16 protein-coding genes and 2 pseudogenes are annotated in these 18,696 nt (G+C 69.2%); 14 read left to right on the plus strand and 4 right to left on the minus strand.

Features of this window, described 5'->3' with window-relative positions:
* Together JWP83_RS30510 and JWP83_RS30515 are read left to right on the plus strand one after the other, a co-directional pair.
* Nucleotides 1–176 (plus strand): SDR family oxidoreductase (locus JWP83_RS30510; RefSeq protein ID WP_367185711.1); only part of this gene is annotated, 176 nt, incomplete at its 5' end.
* Nucleotides 177–213: 37 nt separating this feature from the next.
* Nucleotides 214–462 (plus strand): annotated as a pseudogene (locus JWP83_RS30515) (flavodoxin family protein); the annotation flags it as partial.
* On the opposite strand, the gene JWP83_RS30520 reads toward JWP83_RS30515, so the two are convergent.
* The gene (locus JWP83_RS30520; RefSeq protein ID WP_297739147.1) at nt 447–1,295 is read right to left on the minus strand and encodes a thioesterase family protein; all 849 of its coding nucleotides are present in this window, start codon (nt 1,293–1,295) and stop codon (nt 447–449) included. The pseudogene JWP83_RS30515 and the gene JWP83_RS30520 sit on opposite strands and share 16 nt — an antisense overlap.
* 38 nt (nt 1,296–1,333) lie before the next feature.
* Between JWP83_RS30520 and JWP83_RS30525 the strand changes: the two genes are divergently transcribed.
* Together JWP83_RS30525 and JWP83_RS30530 are read left to right on the plus strand one after the other, a co-directional pair.
* The gene (locus JWP83_RS30525; RefSeq protein ID WP_297739151.1) at nt 1,334–2,869 is read left to right on the plus strand and encodes a class I adenylate-forming enzyme family protein; all 1,536 of its coding nucleotides are present in this window, start codon (nt 1,334–1,336) and stop codon (nt 2,867–2,869) included.
* Nucleotides 2,866–6,106: pseudogene (locus JWP83_RS30530) on the plus strand (carboxyl transferase domain-containing protein). Before JWP83_RS30525 ends, JWP83_RS30530 begins: the two are co-directional and overlap by 4 nt.
* 14 nt (nt 6,107–6,120) lie before the next feature.
* Here the strand turns inward: JWP83_RS30530 and JWP83_RS30535 are convergent.
* On the minus strand, nt 6,121–6,450 hold the full coding sequence (locus tag JWP83_RS30535) for a PE-PGRS family protein (RefSeq protein ID WP_297739154.1): 330 nt from the start codon (nt 6,448–6,450) through the stop codon (nt 6,121–6,123).
* A gap of 111 nt (nt 6,451–6,561) precedes the next feature.
* Here JWP83_RS30535 and JWP83_RS30540 point away from each other — a divergent pair, with 111 nt between their 5' ends.
* Genes JWP83_RS30540 through JWP83_RS30550 form a run of 3 tightly spaced genes read left to right on the plus strand, consistent with a single transcriptional unit; the run spans nt 6,562 to nt 9,607 of the window.
* A complete protein-coding gene (locus JWP83_RS30540; protein WP_297739156.1) occupies nt 6,562–7,329 on the plus strand; it encodes an SDR family oxidoreductase in 768 nt (255 codons plus the stop codon).
* Nucleotides 7,326–8,519 carry an acyl-CoA dehydrogenase family protein gene (locus JWP83_RS30545; protein WP_297739159.1) on the plus strand — a complete coding sequence of 398 codons (1,194 nt, stop codon included), beginning with the start codon at nt 7,326–7,328 and terminating at the stop codon, nt 8,517–8,519. The genes JWP83_RS30540 and JWP83_RS30545 overlap by 4 nt, the downstream gene beginning before the upstream one ends.
* Nucleotides 8,516–9,607, plus strand: a complete 1,092-nt coding sequence (locus tag JWP83_RS30550; RefSeq protein WP_297739162.1) for an acyl-CoA dehydrogenase family protein — start codon at nt 8,516–8,518, stop codon at nt 9,605–9,607. Before JWP83_RS30545 ends, JWP83_RS30550 begins: the two co-directional genes overlap by 4 nt.
* Here the strand turns inward: JWP83_RS30550 and JWP83_RS30555 are convergent.
* Nucleotides 9,562–10,053: a PAS domain-containing protein gene (locus JWP83_RS30555; RefSeq protein ID WP_297739165.1), complete on the minus strand. Its 492-nt coding sequence runs from the start codon at nt 10,051–10,053 to the stop codon at nt 9,562–9,564. The genes JWP83_RS30550 and JWP83_RS30555 overlap by 46 nt on opposite strands.
* A 551-nt stretch (nt 10,054–10,604) precedes the next feature.
* On the opposite strand from JWP83_RS30555, the gene JWP83_RS30560 reads away from it, so the two are divergent.
* On the plus strand, nt 10,605–11,849 hold the full coding sequence (locus tag JWP83_RS30560; RefSeq protein ID WP_297739168.1) for a glycosyltransferase: 1,245 nt from the start codon (nt 10,605–10,607) through the stop codon (nt 11,847–11,849).
* Here JWP83_RS30560 and JWP83_RS30565 read toward each other — a convergent pair.
* Nucleotides 11,838–12,593, minus strand: a complete 756-nt coding sequence (locus JWP83_RS30565; RefSeq protein WP_297739171.1) for a dienelactone hydrolase family protein — start codon at nt 12,591–12,593, stop codon at nt 11,838–11,840. The genes JWP83_RS30560 and JWP83_RS30565 overlap by 12 nt on opposite strands.
* A 155-nt stretch (nt 12,594–12,748) precedes the next feature.
* On the opposite strand from JWP83_RS30565, the gene JWP83_RS30570 reads away from it, so the two are divergent.
* From JWP83_RS30570 to JWP83_RS30595, 6 genes are all read left to right on the plus strand, one after another.
* Nucleotides 12,749–13,549 carry a thymidylate synthase gene (locus JWP83_RS30570; protein ID WP_297739175.1) on the plus strand — a complete coding sequence of 267 codons (801 nt, stop codon included), beginning with the start codon at nt 12,749–12,751 and terminating at the stop codon, nt 13,547–13,549.
* Nucleotides 13,546–14,082, plus strand: coding sequence for a dihydrofolate reductase (locus JWP83_RS30575; RefSeq protein ID WP_297739178.1), 537 nt, complete (start codon nt 13,546–13,548; stop codon nt 14,080–14,082). Before JWP83_RS30570 ends, JWP83_RS30575 begins: the two co-directional genes overlap by 4 nt.
* A 113-nt stretch (nt 14,083–14,195) precedes the next feature.
* Nucleotides 14,196–14,897 (plus strand): cell division protein DivIVA, encoded by a 702-nt coding sequence (locus JWP83_RS30580; protein ID WP_297739242.1) that lies wholly within the window; start codon nt 14,196–14,198, stop codon nt 14,895–14,897.
* 56 nt (nt 14,898–14,953) lie between these two features.
* Complete coding sequence (locus tag JWP83_RS30585; protein WP_297739245.1) at nt 14,954–16,168, plus strand: crosslink repair DNA glycosylase YcaQ family protein; 1,215 nt, start codon at nt 14,954–14,956, stop codon at nt 16,166–16,168.
* On the plus strand, nt 16,168–17,547 hold the full coding sequence (locus JWP83_RS30590; protein WP_297739179.1) for a type I restriction-modification system subunit M: 1,380 nt from the start codon (nt 16,168–16,170) through the stop codon (nt 17,545–17,547). The genes JWP83_RS30585 and JWP83_RS30590 overlap by 1 nt, the downstream gene beginning before the upstream one ends.
* Entirely contained in the window at nt 17,544–18,692 is a 1,149-nt protein-coding gene (locus tag JWP83_RS30595) for a restriction endonuclease subunit S (RefSeq protein WP_297739181.1), read from the plus strand. The genes JWP83_RS30590 and JWP83_RS30595 overlap by 4 nt, the downstream gene beginning before the upstream one ends.
* The last annotated feature ends 4 nt before the right edge of the window (nt 18,693–18,696 follow it).

The following is an 18,696-nucleotide window of genomic DNA, read 5'->3' on the forward strand; positions in this document are numbered from 1 at the left end:
TACAGGAGCAGTTGTTCGACGAGGAGACGAAGGCGCAGTTTGAGGCATTGATCCCACGGGGAAAGATGGGCAGCCCTGAGGAGATTGCGACGGTCGCACTGTTCCTCGCCTCGGACGACTCAACCTATGTCAATGGTATGGAGTTGATTGTCGACGGCGGCACCACGGCAGTCTGACTACGCACCACGCTTGAGCGGAGGAGCCTCCGCGAACATCACCGGCACAGGCAAGCACGCGTTCGACGTCTGCTACTACCCGTGCCTCGACGCGACGCGCGGGCGACCGTTCGGCGTGTACCTGCACGGGAACGAGGGCACCGAGCGGGGCATCGAGTCCATCACGGCCGGCCTGGGTTGGACGAAAGTTGCTGAGACCGTGGTGGTTTCGGGTAAGCCCAGCAAGGCCGATCTGGAATCGTGCTGGGAACTCGGCGCGACGGTCGCCGCTCAGTTGATGGGATGATCGTCGAGAGACGGAGGCCTGAACGCGTCGGCGGGCTGCGCCAGCGCCAGCGCCGAGCTGGTGCCGAATGGCCCGTGCCGGTCGAACAGGGTCGCGCTGCCGGCGGCCACACCGGCCGTGCCGTAATGGCTTTGAGCCGCGAGCCCGAGGTATTCACCGTCGGGTAGCCTGCTCGCGGTGACGGTGTAGTCGGCGTTGATATAGCGCAATCCGCCGGTGCCGTAATGGCTGAGCGAACTCGTGACATCGCCGACGAATGCCAGCCGGACGAACGGCGTGAGCGGGTGGCCATGCACCATCGGGCGGAAAGCGCGCGTCCACGCGAACTTCTGCGAGTGGGACTGCTCCCACTGCCTCATGTCGCGGCCGCCCCGCTCGAAGCCGGCGCCGTATCCCCAGAAGAAAAAGGGCGCATCGGCCGGGAACTCGTCGGCGTCGGTGGGAAGCGGCGGCATCTCGACGGGGCCGGACCACACCTGTCCATCCGGGTGCTCACCTCGTCGCAGGAACAGCGCACCGGCCCGCGCGACCGTCTTTCCGTTCTGCACCAGCGCGCCGTCGACCAGCTTGATGCGCCGGCCTTCGCGCTGCACCGACGTCCGGATTCCGACCGGCTCGAGCAGGACCGGGCGCAACAGGTCGACCGTGACGCGTGCGGGCTGAAAGTCGGGATCGATGCCGGATCGCTCTATTCCCCAAGCCAACAGGCCGCCGACGATCTGACCGCCCATTGCCGCGCCCCAAGGCCCTCGCGTCAGCGGGCCCGGCAGATAGGAGTCGCCGTCGACAGTGAAGAACGCCTCGGGCATGATGGCGGAATCCTCGATCGTCACCGCTATCACGATAGGACACCGGATACTAAGGACTGGGCATGCCTGCTGTGATCGAAATTCCGCGTGGCCACAACCCATTCCCGACGACCGGCGTGTCCCGTGACGCCGACGGTGTTCCGCGCTACGACCGCTTGCCCGCCACCCTGCTGGACATGCTCGCCGAACAGGTCGACAACCGCCCGGACAGCGAGGCCGTCATCGAACTCGGCGCCGAACGATTGACCTACCGGCAGCTGTGGGAGCGCGCGGCGCGGGTGGCCGGTGGGCTCCGAGCGGACGGGCTGGGCGCGGGTGATCGCGTTGCCGTGCGTTACCAGGCCGGCATCAATTGGGTGCTCGCTTTCTGGGGCATCGTGATGGCCGGTGGCGTTGCGGTCGCGGTCAATACGCGATCGGCGCAACCGGAAGTCGATTTCGTCCTGTCCGACTCGGGCGCGCGAATGGATCTCGCGCCGGACACCCCATTGCCCGATGGCGCACCCTACGTGACCCACGGGCTCAGCCATACGGACCCGGCCGCCCTGTTCTACACCTCGGGCACCACCGGTCGCCCCAAGGGGGTGCCGACCACCCACGAGGCATTCCTGACCAACACCGAGAACGCGATCCGGTGCCTCGAGCAGCCCAGAGACATCGGCGAGGGAATGCGCACGCTCATCTCGGTGCCGCTGTTCCATGTAACCGGCTGCAACTCACAGCTTTTGGCCGCTGCCCGTCTCGGGGGCGCGTCGGTGATCATGCCGGCGCTCAACCTCGACGAATTGATCGCCACGCTGGCCGCCGAGCGGATCTCGGTCATGGTGACCGTGCCGGCGATCTACGCCCTGATGTTGCGGCACAAGGCCTTTGCTGGCGCCGACGTGTCCGGGGTCCGCTGGGTTGGCTATGGGGGCGCGCCCATCGCGCCGTCGTTGGTGAGAGCGGTGAAGGAGGCGTTTCCGCAAGCCACGGTGTTCAACGGGTACGGCATGACCGAGACCGCCTCGCTGATGACCGTCCTGCCGGACCGGGACGCCGTCGAGCACGCCGACTCCGTCGGGTATGCGGTGCCCTCGGTGGACCTTGGTCTGGTCCCGTTCGGCGGCGACGAGCCGGGTGTGGGCGAGTTGGTCACGCGCGGCGCCAATGTCACTGCCGGCTACTGGAATCGGCCGCAGGCCTCAGAGGCCACCTTCGCCAACGGCTGGCTGCACACCGGCGACGTTGTTCGCGTCGACGACGCGGGACGGGTGCACATCATCGATCGGCTGAAGGACATCATCAACCGGGGCGGCGAGAACGTCTCCAGCGTCGAGGTCGAGGCGGCGCTGTTGTCGGCGCCCAACGTCGCCGACGCCTGCGTGCTGGCCGTGCCCGACGACGTCATGGGCGAAAAGGTCGGCGCCGTCCTTTTCGCCGGCGAGGGCGAGATCGACGTGCGCGCCGTGCTCGAACACTGCCGCGGGCGGGTGGCCGACTTCAAAATTCCCCAGTACGTCACCGTGGTGGCCGAAGCGCTGCCCCGCAATGCCGGCGGCAAACTGCTCAAGGGCAAGCTGCGCGACGAGGTGAAATGGGGCGACCCGCTCCGATGAGCGCCACCCTGCTGATCGTCAACCGCGGCGAGATCGCCCTTCGGATCATCCGCACCGCAACGGAACTGGGCATCCGAACCGTCGCGGTCTACGCCGAAGACGACGCCGACAGCCCCCACGTGCACGCCGCCGACGAAGCGATCGGCCTGCCGGGCGCCGGCCCGGGGGCCTACCTGAATCACGCCGAACTGCTGGCGGCGGCCAAGAAGTCCGGCGCCGAGCTGATCCACCCGGGTTACGGGTTCCTCAGCGAGAACGCCGAATTCGCCCGCGCCTGCGCGGCAGCCGGATACACGTTCGTGGGTCCGGGCGCCGACGTGCTCGAGTTGGTCGGCGACAAGTCGTCGGCCCGGGCCGCCGCGATCGCCGCCGGCGTTCCGGTGTTGCCCGCGACCGAAGGGCCCAGCAGCGTCGAGGACATCAAGGCGTTTTACGCCGAGCGGGGCGGCGCCATCATGATCAAGGCCCTCGCCGGTGGCGGTGGACGGGGAATGCGGAAGGTGAGCCGAGCCGGTCAGATCGAGCAGGCCTACCAACAGTGCGCCGCGGAAGCGCAACTCGGCTTCGGTGATCCCACACTGTTCGCCGAGGCGGCCCTCGATGCCGCGCGGCACATCGAGGTGCAGGTCGTGGGCGCCCCGGCCGGGCACCAGACGCATGCGCTGGCCCTGGGCGACCGCGACTGCAGCTGTCCAGCGGCGCTACCAGAAGCTGGTCGAAATCGCGCCAGCCCAAGGGCTTTCGGACGCGTTGCGCCGCTCGTTGCACCACGCCGCGGCCCGGCTGTGCGCCGGGGTGGGGCTGCGCGGGCTGGCCACGGTCGAATTCCTAGTCACCGGGGACAGGTTCGTCTTCCTCGAGGTCAATCCGCGCATCCAGGTCGAGCACCCGGTCACCGAGGAAACCACCGGGGTGGACCTTGTGGCCGTCCAACTGGCCATCGCCGGTGGCGCGTCGTACTACCAGCTGGGGCTCCCCGCCGGGATCGCCTCGGACGGCAGCGAAGTGATCGGCGAGCCGGCCGCCCGGCGGGGCATCGCGATTCAGGCCCGGGTCAACATGGAGACCTTCGCCACCGACGGGTCGGTGGTTCCGGCGGCGGGCACTTTGGCGGTGTTCTCGCCGCCGAGCGGTCCCGGTGTGCGCGTCGACACCTACGGCCGGCCGGGCCTGGTCACCAGCCCGCGGTACGACTCGCTGCTGGCCAAGGTCATCACCCACGTGCGCGGATCGTCTTGGCAGGCGGCGCTGCGCAAGGCCCGCACCGCGCTGGGCGAATTCGGCATCGAGGGAGTGCGCACGAACATCGGATTCCTGCGAGAGCTGCTGAGCGACAGCCGGATCCAGTTGGGCTGGGTGACGACGGATTTCCTCGACCAGAAGCTTCCCGAGCTGGCCGCCGCCGCGCTTTCCCACCAGCAGGACATCCGCGTGGCGCCGGTCGAGCTCTACCCCGGCGAGGAAGTGCTGCGGGCGCAGTTGGCCGGCACCGTGGTCGAGGTGGCCCCGGAGGGCGAGGTGTTCGGTGCCGGCGCCCAGCTGGTCGTCCTCGAGGCGATGAAGATGCAACATGTGCTTGCCGCGCCGGACGCGCTGCGGACGGTCCGGAGCCTGGTGACACCGGGCCAGGTCGTCGGAACCGCAGATCCGTTGCTGGTCTTCACCCGTAGCGCCGCCGGGACCGGTGGCGAATCATTCGCGGCGGCACTGGATCTCGATCGCTCACGCGCCGACCTCGACGAGGTCGCCCACCGGCATCTACTCACCCTTGACGAGGGCCGGCAGGCGGCCGTGGCCAAGCGGCACGCCCACGGTCGGCGCACCGCCCGGGAGAACATCGCCGACCTGGTCGACCCCGGCAGCTTCGTCGAATACGGCGGGCTGGCGATCGCCGCCCAGCGCAGCCGGCGCTCCGAAGAGGACCTGATCGCCAATACGCCGGCCGACGGCCTGGTCGCAGGCGTGGCCACCATCGGCGCGGATCGCTTCGGGCGAGCGGCGGCCGAGGCGGTCGTCGTGTCCTACGACTACACCGTGCTCGCCGGGACGCAGGGCATGCGCAATCACGCCAAGACCGACCGCGTGTTCGAGCTCGCAGCCCGAAAAGGCCTGCCGGTGGTGCTGTTTGCCGAGGGCGGCGGTGGCCGGCCCGGTGATACCGACGTCGGCGGCGCCGCCGGGCTGGACGTGCCGACCTTCCGGATGCTGGCCGGCCTCAGCGGCCGGGCGCCGCTGATGTCGATCGTCTCCGGCCGCTGCTTCGCCGGCAACGCCGCGCTGGCCGGGGTGTGTGACGTGATCATCGCGACCCCTGATGCCAACATCGGGATGGGCGGGCCGGCGATGATCGAGGGCGGCGGGCTGGGGGTGTACCCGCCGGAGGCGATCGGGCCGATCGATGTGCAGCGGCACAACGGCGTGGTCAGCCTGGTCGCCCGCGACGAGGCGCACGCGGTGTCACTGGCCAAGCAGTATCTGTCGTACTTCCAGGGCTCCCTACAAAGCGGCGTCCACGATTGGGAGGCGCCGGATCCGCGGCTGGCCCGGCATGTGGTCCCGGAGAACCGGTTACGGTCATACGACGTGCATCGCGCGATCGAGTCGATCGTGGATGTGGGTTCCGTGCTGGAACTGCGCGCCGACTACGGCGTCGGAATCGTCACCGCGCTGGTGCGCGTCGAGGGGGTGGCATACGGGCTGATCGCCAATAGCACGCACCACCTCGGCGGCGCGATCGACGCCGAGGCGGCCGACAAGGCGGGCGACTTTATCGCGCTGTGCGAGTCGTTTCGGTTGCCGGTGATCTCGCTGTGCGACACGCCCGGATTCATGGTCGGGCCGGACGCGGAAAAGGAAGCCGCCGTGCGCCGCTTCGGCCGGATGTTCGTCCTGGGCGCGAAACTGTCCGTGCCGCTGGGAATGATCATCCTGCGCAAGGGTTATGGGCTTGGCGCGATGGCGATGGCCGGCGGGTCCTTCCGCGCGCCGCAGTTCACCGTGGCCTGGCCGACCGGGGAGATCGGCGGCATGGGCCTGGAAGGGGCCGTGCGGCTCGGGTTCAGCAAAGAGCTTGAGGCCGAGGCGGACCCGCTCCAGCGCCAGCAGCTGTTCGACAAGCTCGTGGCGGCCGCCTACCAGCACGGGAAGGCGCTGCGGTCCGCCACCGCGTTCGAACTCGACGACGTCATCGACCCGGCAGACTCCCGGGCCTGGATCACCAGGCTCCCGGGAGGCTGAGGGTCATCCCGCTGTTATACGTGTCCGGAGCCGCAGCCAACACCGGGCAGACATCCGGTACCGCCCGGCACGCCGCCCGGTCCGGCGTTCTGGCCTCCGGAGCCGCAGCCGACGCCAGGCAGGCAACCCTGCCCGCCGGGGCCGCCGCCGGGCCCTTGATCCTGACCGCCGGAACCGCAGTTGCCGTTGGGGTCGCAGCCGCCGCCGCCCGGGTCGTCCTTGAAGACGACGTGCGTGGGCGCGGGGCCGGTCATCGCCGGTCCGGCAGCGTAAGCATCCGCGGCGGCCGCCGGGGCGGCGGCGATCGCCGCGGCGACCGCCCCGGCCACGACCAGTGGTTTCATGAGGTTTAGTTTGGCTAACATGCGTGTCGCATACCACGTCTACGCGCGCGTAAACATCGTCCGGGAAATCGGCCCAGTCGGGCCCACCAGCGCAACAGAAGGCACACCGCGATGACCTCATTGGATTTGACCGGCCGCACCGCGATCATCACCGGCGCCTCGCGCGGAATCGGGCTGGCGATCGCCCAGCAGCTGGCCGCCGCCGGCGCCGATGTGGTGCTGACCGCCCGCCAGCAAGAGGCGGCCGACGAGGCCGCGGCGCAAGTCGGCGAGAAGGCCGTCGGCGTCGGCGCGCACGCCGTCGACGAGGACGCCGCGCGGCGCTGCGTGGATCTCACCCTGGAACGCTTCGGCAGCGTCGACATCCTGATCAACAACGCGGGCACGAATCCGGCGTACGGTCCGCTGATCGAGCAGGACCATGCCCGCTTCACCAAGATCTTCGACGTCAACCTGTGGGCCCCGCTGCTGTGGACCTCGCTCGTGGTCAAGGCGTGGATGGGCGAGCACGGCGGGGCGATCGTCAACACCGCTTCGATCGGCGGCCTGCACCAGTCTCCGCTGATGGGCCTGTACAACACCACCAAGGCCGCATTGATCCACGTCACCAAGCAACTGGCGCTGGAACTCTCACCGCGCGTCCGAGTCAACGCCATCGCCCCGGGCGTGGTGCGCACCCGGCTGGCCGAGGCGCTGTGGAAGGAGCACGAGGACCCACTGGCGGCGACGATCGCGCTCGGACGCATCGGTGAGCCGGCCGATGTGGCGGGCGCCGTCGCGTTCTTGGTCTCGGATGCGGCGAGCTGGATCACCGGCGAGACGATGGTCATCGACGGTGGTCTGCTGCTCGGTCCCGCGCAGGGGTATCAGGCCCAATGAGTGCCGAAGCGGACCTGGCGGCGCGGGTCCGGACGCTGCTCGACGAGCACGACCCGGCCACCACCGGACCGCGGGAATTCCTTGGTGCACAGTATGATGCGGGGCTGGCCTGGGTGTACCTGCCGCAGGGCTTCGGCGGGCTGGGCCTGCCGCGGGCCGCGCAGGAGCTCGTCGACGCCCAGCTCGCCGCCGTGGGTGCGCCGGTGGGTGGGACCGTCAAGAATTACATCGGTATGGGCATGGCGGCGCCGACGATCGCGGCGTTCGGGACCGACGAGCAGAAGCGAAAGTTTCTGCGCCCGTTGTTCACCGGTGAACAGATCTACTGCCAATTGTTCAGCGAGCCCGGTGCCGGCTCGGACCTGGCCGGGGTGTCCACTCGCGCGGTCCGCGACGGGGATGACTGGATTGTCAACGGGCAGAAGGTATGGACGTCTCAGGCACAGCACGCGAACATGTCCATCCTCGTCGCCCGCACCGACCCGGGAGTGCCCAAACACTCCGGCCTCACGTACTTCCTGTGCGACATGACCCAGCCCGGCGTCGAGATCCGGCCGCTGCGCCAGATCACCGGCGAGGCGGAGTTCAACGAGGTGTTCCTCACCGACGTCCGGGTGCCGGACGCGAATCGGCTCGGCGCGGAGGGCGGCGGCTGGCGGGTCGCGACCACCACGCTCAACAACGAGCGCGTCGCCATCGGTACCCGCGCCGGAACGCCACGGGAGAGCGGCCATATCGGCAAGGTCACCGGAGCCTGGCGAAAGCAGCCGGCACTGCGCGACCCCGCGATGCACGACGAGCTGATGCGGCTGTGGGTCGACGCGGAGGTCCTTCGGCTGACGGGCGAACGGTATGCGCAGCAAGCCGAAAAAAACCCAGCGGGGCAGCCAGGACCTGAGGGTGCGGGCATGAAAGTGGCTTTCGCCCGCCTGGCCCAGGCGATCTCGGGATTCGAGATCGAGCTGCACGGCGAAGCGGGGCTGCGATATGACGACTGGACCATGCGCAGACCCGAAACGGTCGACCTGATCGGCCGCGAGCCCGGATACCGCTACCTGCGGGCGCGTGGCAACTCCATCGAGGGCGGCACGTCGGAAATCTTGCGCAACACCATCTCCGAACGAATCCTAGGCCTGCCGGGCGAACACCGGGTCGACAAGGAGGTTGCGTGGAAGGATCTGGACCGGTGAGCGACCTCCTGTACTCCGACACCGAGGAGGCGTTGCGGGACAGCGTTCGTCACCTGTTCGCCGACCGGTGCCCACCCGAATTGGTGGTTCGGGCCTACGACCCGGTGCCACAAGACTTTTCGGACATCTGGCGGACGCTGGCCGCCGATCTCGGGGTATCCGGACTGCTCGTGCCCGAGTCCCTCGGCGGCGCCGGCGCGTCTGCGCGCGAGGCCGCGGTCGTCATGGAGGAGGTCGGGCGAGCCGTTGCGCCGGTGCCGTTCCTGTCAAGCGCGGTCCTCGCCACCGTCGCGCTGCTGCGTGCCGGCGACACCGAGACGGTTTCCGCGCTGGCCCGGGGCGAGCTCACCGCGGCGCTGGTGGTGCCGCTGTCCACCGCGCCAGGCGACCCGCTCACGGGCGTGAGCGCCGGCGCCGACGGCCTGAGCGGACAGGTCGGCAGCGTCGCGGGAGCCGGCGAGGCCGACGTGCTGGTGGTGCCGGTAGCGACCCCCGGCGGGCTCGAGCTGCACATCGTGTCCGGGACGGCCGCGGGCGTGGAGGTGTCGCCGGTGGTGGCGCTGGACATGACCAGACCGCTTGCCAGCGTGCGGTTTTCGGGGGCCGCGTCGTCACGGGTCGGAGCGGCGGACTCCGGTGTGGCCGGAGCGCTTCAGACGGGCGCGGCGCTGCTCGCCTCCGAGCAACTGGGGGTGGCCCGGTGGTGTTTTGACACCACGCTGGCATATGCCAAGCAGCGCAAGCAGTTCGGCCGCACCATCGGCTCCTACCAGGCGATCAAGCACCGGCTCGCGGACCTGTGGTTTGAGGTCGGTGCGGCGACCGCGGTGGCACGGTACGCCGCCGACGCGTGCGCCCGCGGAGATGAAGACGCGGCCACCGCGGCGGCCATCGGGCAGGCCTACTGCAGCGGGGTCGCCGTGCACCTCGCCGAGGAGTGCGTGCAGCTGCATGGCGGCATCGGAATGACGTGGGAGTATCCGGCGCACCTATACCTCAAACGCGCCAAGAGCGATCAGTTGGCGCTCGGCACCGCCTATCGTCACCGCGCCCTATTGGCGAAGTTGGTCAACTTGCCGGCGTCGTGACGTGCGCCGTCGCTGTTAAGCCACATCTCTTCGGTGCGGTCGTGGAAGGTCACCAGCGCGACTGTGTCGTCACAGCGTCGCATCGCCGATTTGCTCATCCTGGCCCACACCGAGTGTCCGCCTTTGTGCCGCAACTCGACGAGGCGCTTGGCGCCCGTGCCGACCAGCGCGACCCAGCGGTCGTCGGCCGGCAGGCGGTAGAAGATGTCTTCGAAATTGATCGACAGGAACTCTTCGGGCGAGTAGCCCACCATGTCGCAGAACGAGCCGTTGGCGAACAGGATGGTTCCCTGGCGGTCGACCGCCAGGGCCGGAGCCGGTAGCCGTTCCAAGATGACCAACGCCGGCATTCGGTGGAGTTCGTCGATGGGCAACTGGTCGGGCGGCCTCGGGCTTCGGCGCTCAATGCGTGGATCGCCGGCGGCTGTGGGAATCTTCGTGATCACGGTCCCCCCGTCGTCGCCCCGGCATTTTGCCTCGATGCGGGAAAGGGGCGCTTTTTGGCTAAACGCGCCGTCAGCAAATATTATGGTAAGGCTCGAAAGAAGTCCATAGTTCGTTAGCCGTATTAGCTATTAGCCACATGCATAATTGATCCATGGGCCAGTCCAGGCTATCGGCAAGGATTTCCTAGCTCAATTTATTAGCTGAAAGCTCGAATTGTTTCTCGCCACACGATGGATGGCACCGCCACAGCAAACTGTCGTGCCGGGCTTCGCTAACTCTCCGAATGTACGCGGCATCGTCGCCGCGCCGCGGTAGCAACTGCCCCAGCCCAGGCTTCGCTAACTTCGGCCACCGCGCGACCCGGGCACCAGACAAGTTGCTTGCCTTTTGGGTGCGGCGATCGGCGACGTCCGCGCCGGGTTTTGCTCAAGGCGATCAATAATCTTTCGTTCGGCAGAGACCCTCGGCGACATATCGTTGGCTCACGCTGCCTCCGGCGCTGCTGCACAATCGGTTCCCGAGTCACCACCTGCGGAAATGGGGATAGCGAATGCGCGTGTTGCTGACGACATACGATTCGCGCGGGGGCGTCGAGCCGCTGGTCGGGCTCGCGGTGCAGCTGCGGGCGCTCGGCGCGGAGGTCCGCATCTGCGCGCCGCCGGATGACGAGTTCGCGGAGCGCGTGGCCGCTTTCGGCGTGCCGCTGGTGCCCTTCGGCGAGTCGGTGCGCGCGATCACGAGCGCGGCGGGGCCGCCGTCGGAGGAGCACCTGCGGCGGCACTTCGAGGAGTTGATCGCCGCACAGTTCGACACGGTCGCCGCCGCGGCGGAGGGGTGTGACGCGCTGGTCGCGGCGGGCCTGCTGCCGGCCGCGGCGGGCGCGCGGTCGGCGACCGAAAAGCTGGGCATCCATTACGTTTACGCGAGCTATCACCCGACCAACCTGCCGTCACCGCATCACCGGCCACCCTCGTTCTGGAGCTGGCCACTGCCACCGGGCGTGATCGACAACCGGGTGCTGTGGGACCTGGACGCCCAAAACGTGAATGCGCTCTTCGGCCCGACGCTGAACCGTCACCGGGCCGCGATCGGCCTGCCGCCGGTGCACCACGTCCGTGACCACGCCTTCACCGACCGCCCGTGGCTCGCGGCGGACCCGACGTTGGGCCCCTGGCAGGAGCCGACGGACCTCGACGTCGTCCAAACCGGCGCGTGGATGTTGCAGGACACGCGCACCCTGCCGGCCGAGCTGGTGGAGTTCCTGGACGCCGGCGCGCCACCGGTGTACGTGGGCTTCGGCAGCATGCCCTTGCGCGGCCCGACGGACATCGCCCGGGCGGCGATCGAGGCGATCCGGGCGCAAGGGCGCCGCGCGCTTCTCGCGCAGGGCTGGGCCGGCCTGGCCCCGATCGACGGCGGGGACGACTGCTATGCCGTCGGCGAGGTCAATCAGCAGTCGCTGTTCGGGCGCGTGGCCGCCGTGGTGCACCACGGCGGCGCGGGCACCACGACGACGGCCGCCCGCGCGGGCGCGCCTCAGGTGGTGGTGCCGCAGGGGGCCGACCAGTTGTACTGGGGGCGTCGGGTCAGCGAACTGGGCATCGGCACCGCGCACGTGGGATCGGCACCGACCGCCGGGGCGCTGTCGGCGGCGCTCACCACGGTGCTGTCCGACGAGACCCGGGCGCGAGCGAGCGCCGTGGCAGGCACCATCCGCACCGACGGGGCGGCGGTGGCGGCGACACTCCTGCTCGAGACGATCAGCCGGGAAGGCGCCGCCAGCCTAGCGCGATAGCGCCGACCCGAAGAGCTCCGTCATCGCCGCCCAGTGCCGCTCGTCGGCGGCGGCGTCGTAGGGCGGGTTGTCCGGGACCGCGAACCCGTGGGCGGCCGGGTACCACTCGATGGTGTGCGCCACCCCGGCCGCCGTCAGCGCCTTGTCGAGCTGCTCGCCGTGATCGGCCGTGAAGGACGCGTCGTTTTCCGCGCCACCCACATACACCGTGGCGCTAATCCGGTCGGCCAGCAGGTGCGGGCTGTCCGCGCCGTCGGTCACCAGCCCACCGCCATGGAAGGACGCCGCGGCGGCGACGCGGTCCGGCAGGCGGCCGGCCACCACCACCGCGGTCCGCCCGCCCATGCAGTAGCCGCAGACGCCGAATCGCTCGCCGGACACCTCGGCGCGGGCGGCCAGGTAGTCGAAGAACGCGCCGGCATCGCCGGCCATCTTGTCCTGTGTGATGCCGCCGATCATGGAGAACAGGCGCGTGCGCTCTCGCTCGTCGCCGAACACGGTGGCCATGTCGAACGGGGCCCAGTCGCCGCTGCGGTAGTACACGTCGGGAAGCAGCACCGCATAACCGAATCCGGCGAGCTTGGCGGCCATCTCGTCGAAGGTGTCGCGCACCCCGCCGGCGTCGCAGTACATGACTATTCCTGGCCAGGGGCCCGGCCCCTGGCCCTCGGGCCCTTCGGGGGTGAACAGGCTGACGGGGCAGGAGCCGTCGGGAGTGGTGACGCTGTCGTTGATCTTCGGCATGGCCTCCGTTCTACTCCTGAGGTCTGGACGCAGATTTTTCGGCGTCGACCCGCCGCGCCCGGCTCCGCCGGGCTCGCGATCGCCGCTAAGATTTTTCGGCGTCGACCCGCCGCGCCCGGCTCCGCCGCGCTCGCGATCGCCGCTAAGCTGACCGCGTGCGGATCCCGACGCCCTACGAGGACCTGCTGCGCTTCGTGCTCGAGCGGGGCGCGGCGAAATCCGACCGCACCGGCACCGGAACCCGCAGCCTGTTCGGCCAGCAGTTGCGCTACGACCTGTCGACCGGATTCCCGTTGCTGACCACCAAAAAGGTGCATTTCAAATCGGTGGTCTACGAGCTGCTGTGGTTCTTGCGCGGCGACTCCAACGTCGCCTGGCTGCACGAGCACGGCGTCACCATCTGGGACGAATGGGCGAGTGACACAGGCGATCTCGGGCCCATCTACGGCGTGCAGTGGCGGTCCTGGCCGACCCCGACCGGCGAGCGCGTCGACCAGATCAGCGCCGCCTTGGAGCTGCTGCGTACCGACCCGGATTCGCGCCGCATCATCGTGTCGGCGTGGAACGTCGGCGAAATCCCGCAGATGGCGCTGCCGCCGTGTCACGCGTTCTTCCAGTTCTACGTGGCCGACGGCCGGCTGAGCTGCCAGCTCTACCAGCGCAGCGCGGACCTGTTCCTCGGGGTGCCGTTCAACATCGCCAGCTACGCGCTGCTCACCCATATGATGGCCGCCCAGGCCGGCCTCTCGGTCGGCGAGTTCGTGTGGACGGGCGGTGACTGTCACATCTACGACAACCACGTCGAACAGGTGCGGCTGCAGCTCGGCCGCGAGCCGCGGCCCTACCCGGAACTCGTTCTGGTGCACAAGGATTCGATCTTCGACTACACCTACGACGATGTCGTCGTGAAGAACTACGATCCGCACCCGGGGATCAAAGCTCCCGTCGCGGTATGACCCGCGCCGGCGGCGATGCAGAGCGAAGCGATGAGGAGAAGCGGCGCTCGTCCACCGTGGGCCTGGTCTGGGCTCAGTCGACGTCCGGTGTGATCGGGCGCGGCGGCGACATCCCGTGGCGGGTGCCCGAGGACCTGACCCGCTTCAAACAGGTGACCATGGGCCACACGGTGGTGATGGGCCGGCGGACCTGGGAGTCGCTGCCGGCCCGGGTTCGACCGCTGCCGGGCCGGCGAAATGTCGTCCTGTCCCGGCAGCCTGATTACGTGGCCAACGGAGCCGAAGTGCTCGATTCGCTGGGGGCCGCGCTGACCGAGCCGGAGGCGTGGGTGATCGGCGGCGAGCAGATCTACCTGCTCGGGCTGCCGCTGGCCACCCGCTGCGAGGTCACCGAGGTCGAAATCGACCTGCCGCGCGACGACGGCGACGCGCTGGCCCCGGTGCTCGACGAGGCGTGGCTGGGCGCGACGGGGGACTGGCAGGTCAGCCGCACGGGCCTGCGCTACCGGTTTCACACGTACCGTCGGCAGTGAGCGGTGGTGCCGGCGGCCCCGCCCGCTTGAACGGCTTGACCTGACATACTCGGTACTCGGGGGGTCGGTCTCACGGGTCTGTTAGGCGTTTTCTAAAGGGGGGAATTTTGGCAGTGATAACCGAACCCGCTAGGACGTTTTCTCGCGTGTTCAGGGGCTACGATCCGGGCGCGGTCGACGCCTCCATCGAGGCTTTGACCGCCAAGCAGCAGTTGCTGCTCAACGACGTCAGGAGCTTAGAGGCGCGGCTGACGCAATCCGGCGACGAAGCGGCGGCGCTGCGGAAGGAGGTCGCCGTCCTCGCCGACACCTCGCCTTCGCCGCACGCGGTGCAACTGCGGATGGCGAACATGCTGCGGCGCACGGTCGACGAGGTTTCCCAGCTGCAGGCCGAGGCGCGTGCCGAGGCGGAGGCGGTGATCGCGTCGGCGGAGGCCGAGGCCGAGGCCTCCCGGCGCGAGCACGAGGAGCGGTTGGCGCAGCTGACCGCGCGGCGCGAAGCCCTCGAGGCCGACTACGACGAAACGAAGAAAAAGCTCGAGGCGGAACTGGCCGGCATGCGCGCCGAAACCGAACGGGCGATCGACGAGGCGTGGCGCGACGCCCGGCGGGAGGCCGATCATTACCGCGAGCAGGCCCGGCGGGCAGCGGACGAGGCGAGTCAGCAGCGAATCAAGATCCTGGAGCAATTGGAGCGCGTATATCGCGACCTGGAATCCGTTCCGGCCGCCCTCGCGTCGGCATACCAAGAACACAAGGATTTGCCCGAGGCGAGCGTCGTCGTGCCGCTGGATGAGAAAGTCAGCACGGGGTGAACCCTTAGCCTTGCCGCGAAGGGCGGCCGAAACGCGGTATTCTCGGCGCCGTGCCGATCGGGAACCGCACGCTGACCGCCGCGCAGGCTCGGCGCTTAGCCGTTGCGGCACAAGGTTTTAGCGAGCCGCGGCCCGGCGGCCCGATCACCCGCGCGCATCTGAAGAGCCTGATCTCGAGAATCCAAGTGCTGCAGCTGGATTCGGTATCGGTCGCGGTGCGCGCCCATTACGCGCCGGTGTTCAGCCGGCTCGGGCCCTACGACCGTGACGTGGTGGACCGCGCCGCCTGGTCTCATACGGCGCGCTCGCCGCGGCTGCTGGTCGAGTACTGGGCACACGAAGCCGCGCTGATGGCCGTCGACGACTGGCCACTGCTGCGGTGGCGGATGCGCCAATACAGCCACGGCCGGTGGGGCACCCACATCGTCAAGGCCAATCCCCAACTCGCCGAGGACATCCTCGCCGCCGTCGCCGAGCTCGGACCCAGCACCGCCGGGCAGATCGAGGCGCACCTGGCCGCCGAGCCGCGCCGGAAAAAGGGCACCTGGTGGACCCGCAGCGACACCAAGTGGGTCGCCGAGGCGCTGTTCGCCTCCGGCGCGCTCACCACGGCCACCCGGGTGGGCTTCGCGCGTCACTACGACCTGGTGGAGCGGGTGCTGCCGCGCAGCGTGCTGGCCCGCGAGGTCGACGACGACGAGGCCGTCCGCGAGCTCACGCTGCGGGCCGCCACCGCGCTGGGCGTCGGCACCGAGGCCGACATTCGGGATTATTTCCGGCTGTCGGCCCAGCAGGTCAAGCCCGCGATCGCCGACCTGCTGGCCGCGGGCGAGATCGAACGGGTCGACGTCGACGGCTGGTCCGCGCCAGCGTACCTGCGGGCGGGCCGGACGGTGCCGCGCCGGGACCGCGGCACCGCGCTGCTGTGCCCGTTCGACCCGTTGATCTTCTTCCGGCCCCGCGTCGAGCGGCTGTTCGGCTTTCACTACCGCATCGAGATCTATGTGCCCGCCGACAAGCGCCAGTACGGCTACTACGTGTGGCCGCTGCTGATGGACGGCCGGCTGGTCGCGCGGGTCGACCTCAAGGCCGACCGGGCCACCAATTCCCTGCGCGTCGTGGGCGCGTTCGGCGAGCCCGCCGTGCCGCGGGCCTCGGTCGCCGCGGCGCTGGCCGGCGAGCTGGAATCGATGGCGTCATGGCTGGGGCTGGGCGGGGTAAGCGTCTCCCGCCGGGGCGACCTGGCCGCCGACCTGCGGGCGGTCAGCTGATGCGGGCAACGGACAAAGAGCTCAAGGACACGCTGTGGAAGGCGGCCAACAAGCTGCGCGGCTCGCTTTCGGCCAGCCACTACAAGGACGTCATCCTCGGGCTGGTGTACCTCAAACATGCCTCCGATTCGTACTGGAACATGTTGGCGCACAACGCTGAATCGCCGAACATTGGCCGCCTTGTCGACGACGCGATGGAGGCCGCAGAGCTGCCGCGGCTGTACGAAAACCTCGACCGGCGCCGGCTCGGTGAGCTGGTGCGCCTGCTCGACGGCGCGCGGTTCGATCGGCGCGACGGACGGCGCGCGCGGGACCTGCTGGGCGAGGTGTACGAGTACTTCCTGTGCAATTTCGCCCGGGCGGAGGGAAGGCGCGGCGGCGAATTCTTCACCCCGCCCAGCGTCGTGCGGGTGATCGTCGAGGTCCTCGAACCGACCCGCGGGCGGGTGTACGACCCGTGCTGCGGTTCGGGCGGGATGTTCGTTCAGACCGAGCAGTTCATCGCGGAGCACGACGGCGATCCCGCCGAAGTCACAATCTACGGGCAGGAGAGCGTCGAGCAGACCTGGCGGATGGCCAGGATGAACCTCGCCGTCCACGGCATCGACGACACGGGCCTGGGGGCGCGGTGGGGCGATACGTTCGTCGACGACAAGCACGCCGGCGTGCAGATGGACTACGTGATGGCCAACCCGCCGTTCAACATCAAGGATTGGGCCCGCGACGAACGAGACCCGCGCTGGCGCTTCGGTGTTCCGCCCGCCACCAACGCGAACTACGCCTGGATTCAGCACATCCTGTCCAAGTTGGCCCCCGGTGGGAAGGCCGGTGTGGTGATGGCCAACGGCTCGATGTCGTCCAACGCGGTCGGGGAAGGCGACATCCGGGCGCGGATCGTCGAGGCGGACCTGGTGTCGTGCATGGTGGCGCTGCCCGGGCAGCTGTTCCGCAGCACCGGAATTCCGGTGTGCCTGTGGTTCTTCGCCCGGGACAAGGCCGAGCGGGCGGGCCGGGTGCTGTTCATCGACGCCCGCGGGCTCGGCTACCTGGTGGATCGCGCGGAGCGCGCACTGACCGGCGAGGAGGTCGTCCGCATCGGCGACACCTACCACGCGTGGTGCGGATCGGAGTCCGCCGCCGCCAAAGGCCTTGCGTACCAAGATGTCCCGGGGTTCTGCAAATCCGCGTCGCTGGACGACATCCGGGACGCGGGCTACGCGCTCACGCCGGGACGCTATGTGGGTGCGCCTGCCGCGGACGACGACGGGGAGCCGGTCGACGCCAAGATCGCCCGGTTGACCGACGACCTGGTGGCGGCGCTCGACGAATCCGCGCGGCTGGACCAGGTCGTGCGCGAACAGGTGGAGCGCCTGCGGTGAAGGCCAAGCTGGGCGACCATCTCGACTTCAGCAGCGGGACCAGCCTGCCGGTACGAGTATCGGACGGGCGCTTTCGCGTTTACGGCGCCAACGGGGCGATCGGCTATGCGGCGCAACGCAATGCGAGCGGCCCCCTGATCGTGCTCGGGCGCGTCGGATCGTATTGCGGCAGCCTGCGGTACTGCGATTCAGACGTCTGGGTCACCGACAACGCGCTGGTGTGCCGGGCCAAGGACCCGCAGGAGACGCGGTATTGGTATTACGCGCTGCACACCTGCGGGCTCAACGGACACCGAGCCGGATCGGGACAGCCCCTGCTCAACCAGACGATCCTGCGTGAGATTTCGGTGTCGACCGTCGCTGCTCCGCACCGCCGCCGGGTCGCCGAGTTGCTCGGTGCCCTCGACGACAAAATCGCCGCCAACGAACGCGTGATCGCGGCCGCCGAGAGTCTGATGGTCGCCACCGCGGAGTCGGTGTCGGACTGTGTGCCACTGTCCGGCCTGGCTGTCCGGTCGACGGACATTCTCAGCGCGCCCGAGTTCGACGACGCGGTGGCCCACTTCAGCCTGCCGGCGTTCGACGACGGCGCGAAACCCCGGCTCGTCGCCGCTGGGTCCGTGAAGAGCGCCAAGTTTCTCCTGTCGGCGCCGTGCGTATTGTTCGCGAAGCTGAATCCCAGGATTCCGCGCATCTGGGACGTGGTGAGCCTGCCCCCGCACATGGCTTTGGCCAGCACGGAGTTTGTCGTGTTGCGGCCGATCGGCGTCGACACGTCGGCGCTGTGGTCGGCGCTGCGACAACCCGACGTCGTTGCGACGTTGCGGCAGCGGGCCGCCGGGACGTCGGGCAGTCACCAGCGCGTCCAACCGCGCGACCTGCTCGAGGTTCGGGTCCGCGACGTCCGGCGCTTGGCGCCCGCGGCGGCGCGGACAATCACTGGCCTGGGCGGACTGTGTCACGCGCGTCGCGCCGAATCCGTGCGGTTGTCGGCCTTCCGCGACGCCCTGCTCCCGCTGCTGACGTCGGGTGAGGTCCGGGTCAGGGACGCCTCAGCGCCGAAACTGCGCTCAGCGCACCCGATCGGGCCCAATACACGCGCTGGGCGCAGGCTCGGCGAGACCCGCGCAGGCGCGGATCGATAAGGTG

It is taken from the genome of Mycobacterium sp., assembly GCF_025965855.1.
In the GTDB taxonomy this organism is placed as follows: domain Bacteria; phylum Actinomycetota; class Actinomycetes; order Mycobacteriales; family Mycobacteriaceae; genus Mycobacterium.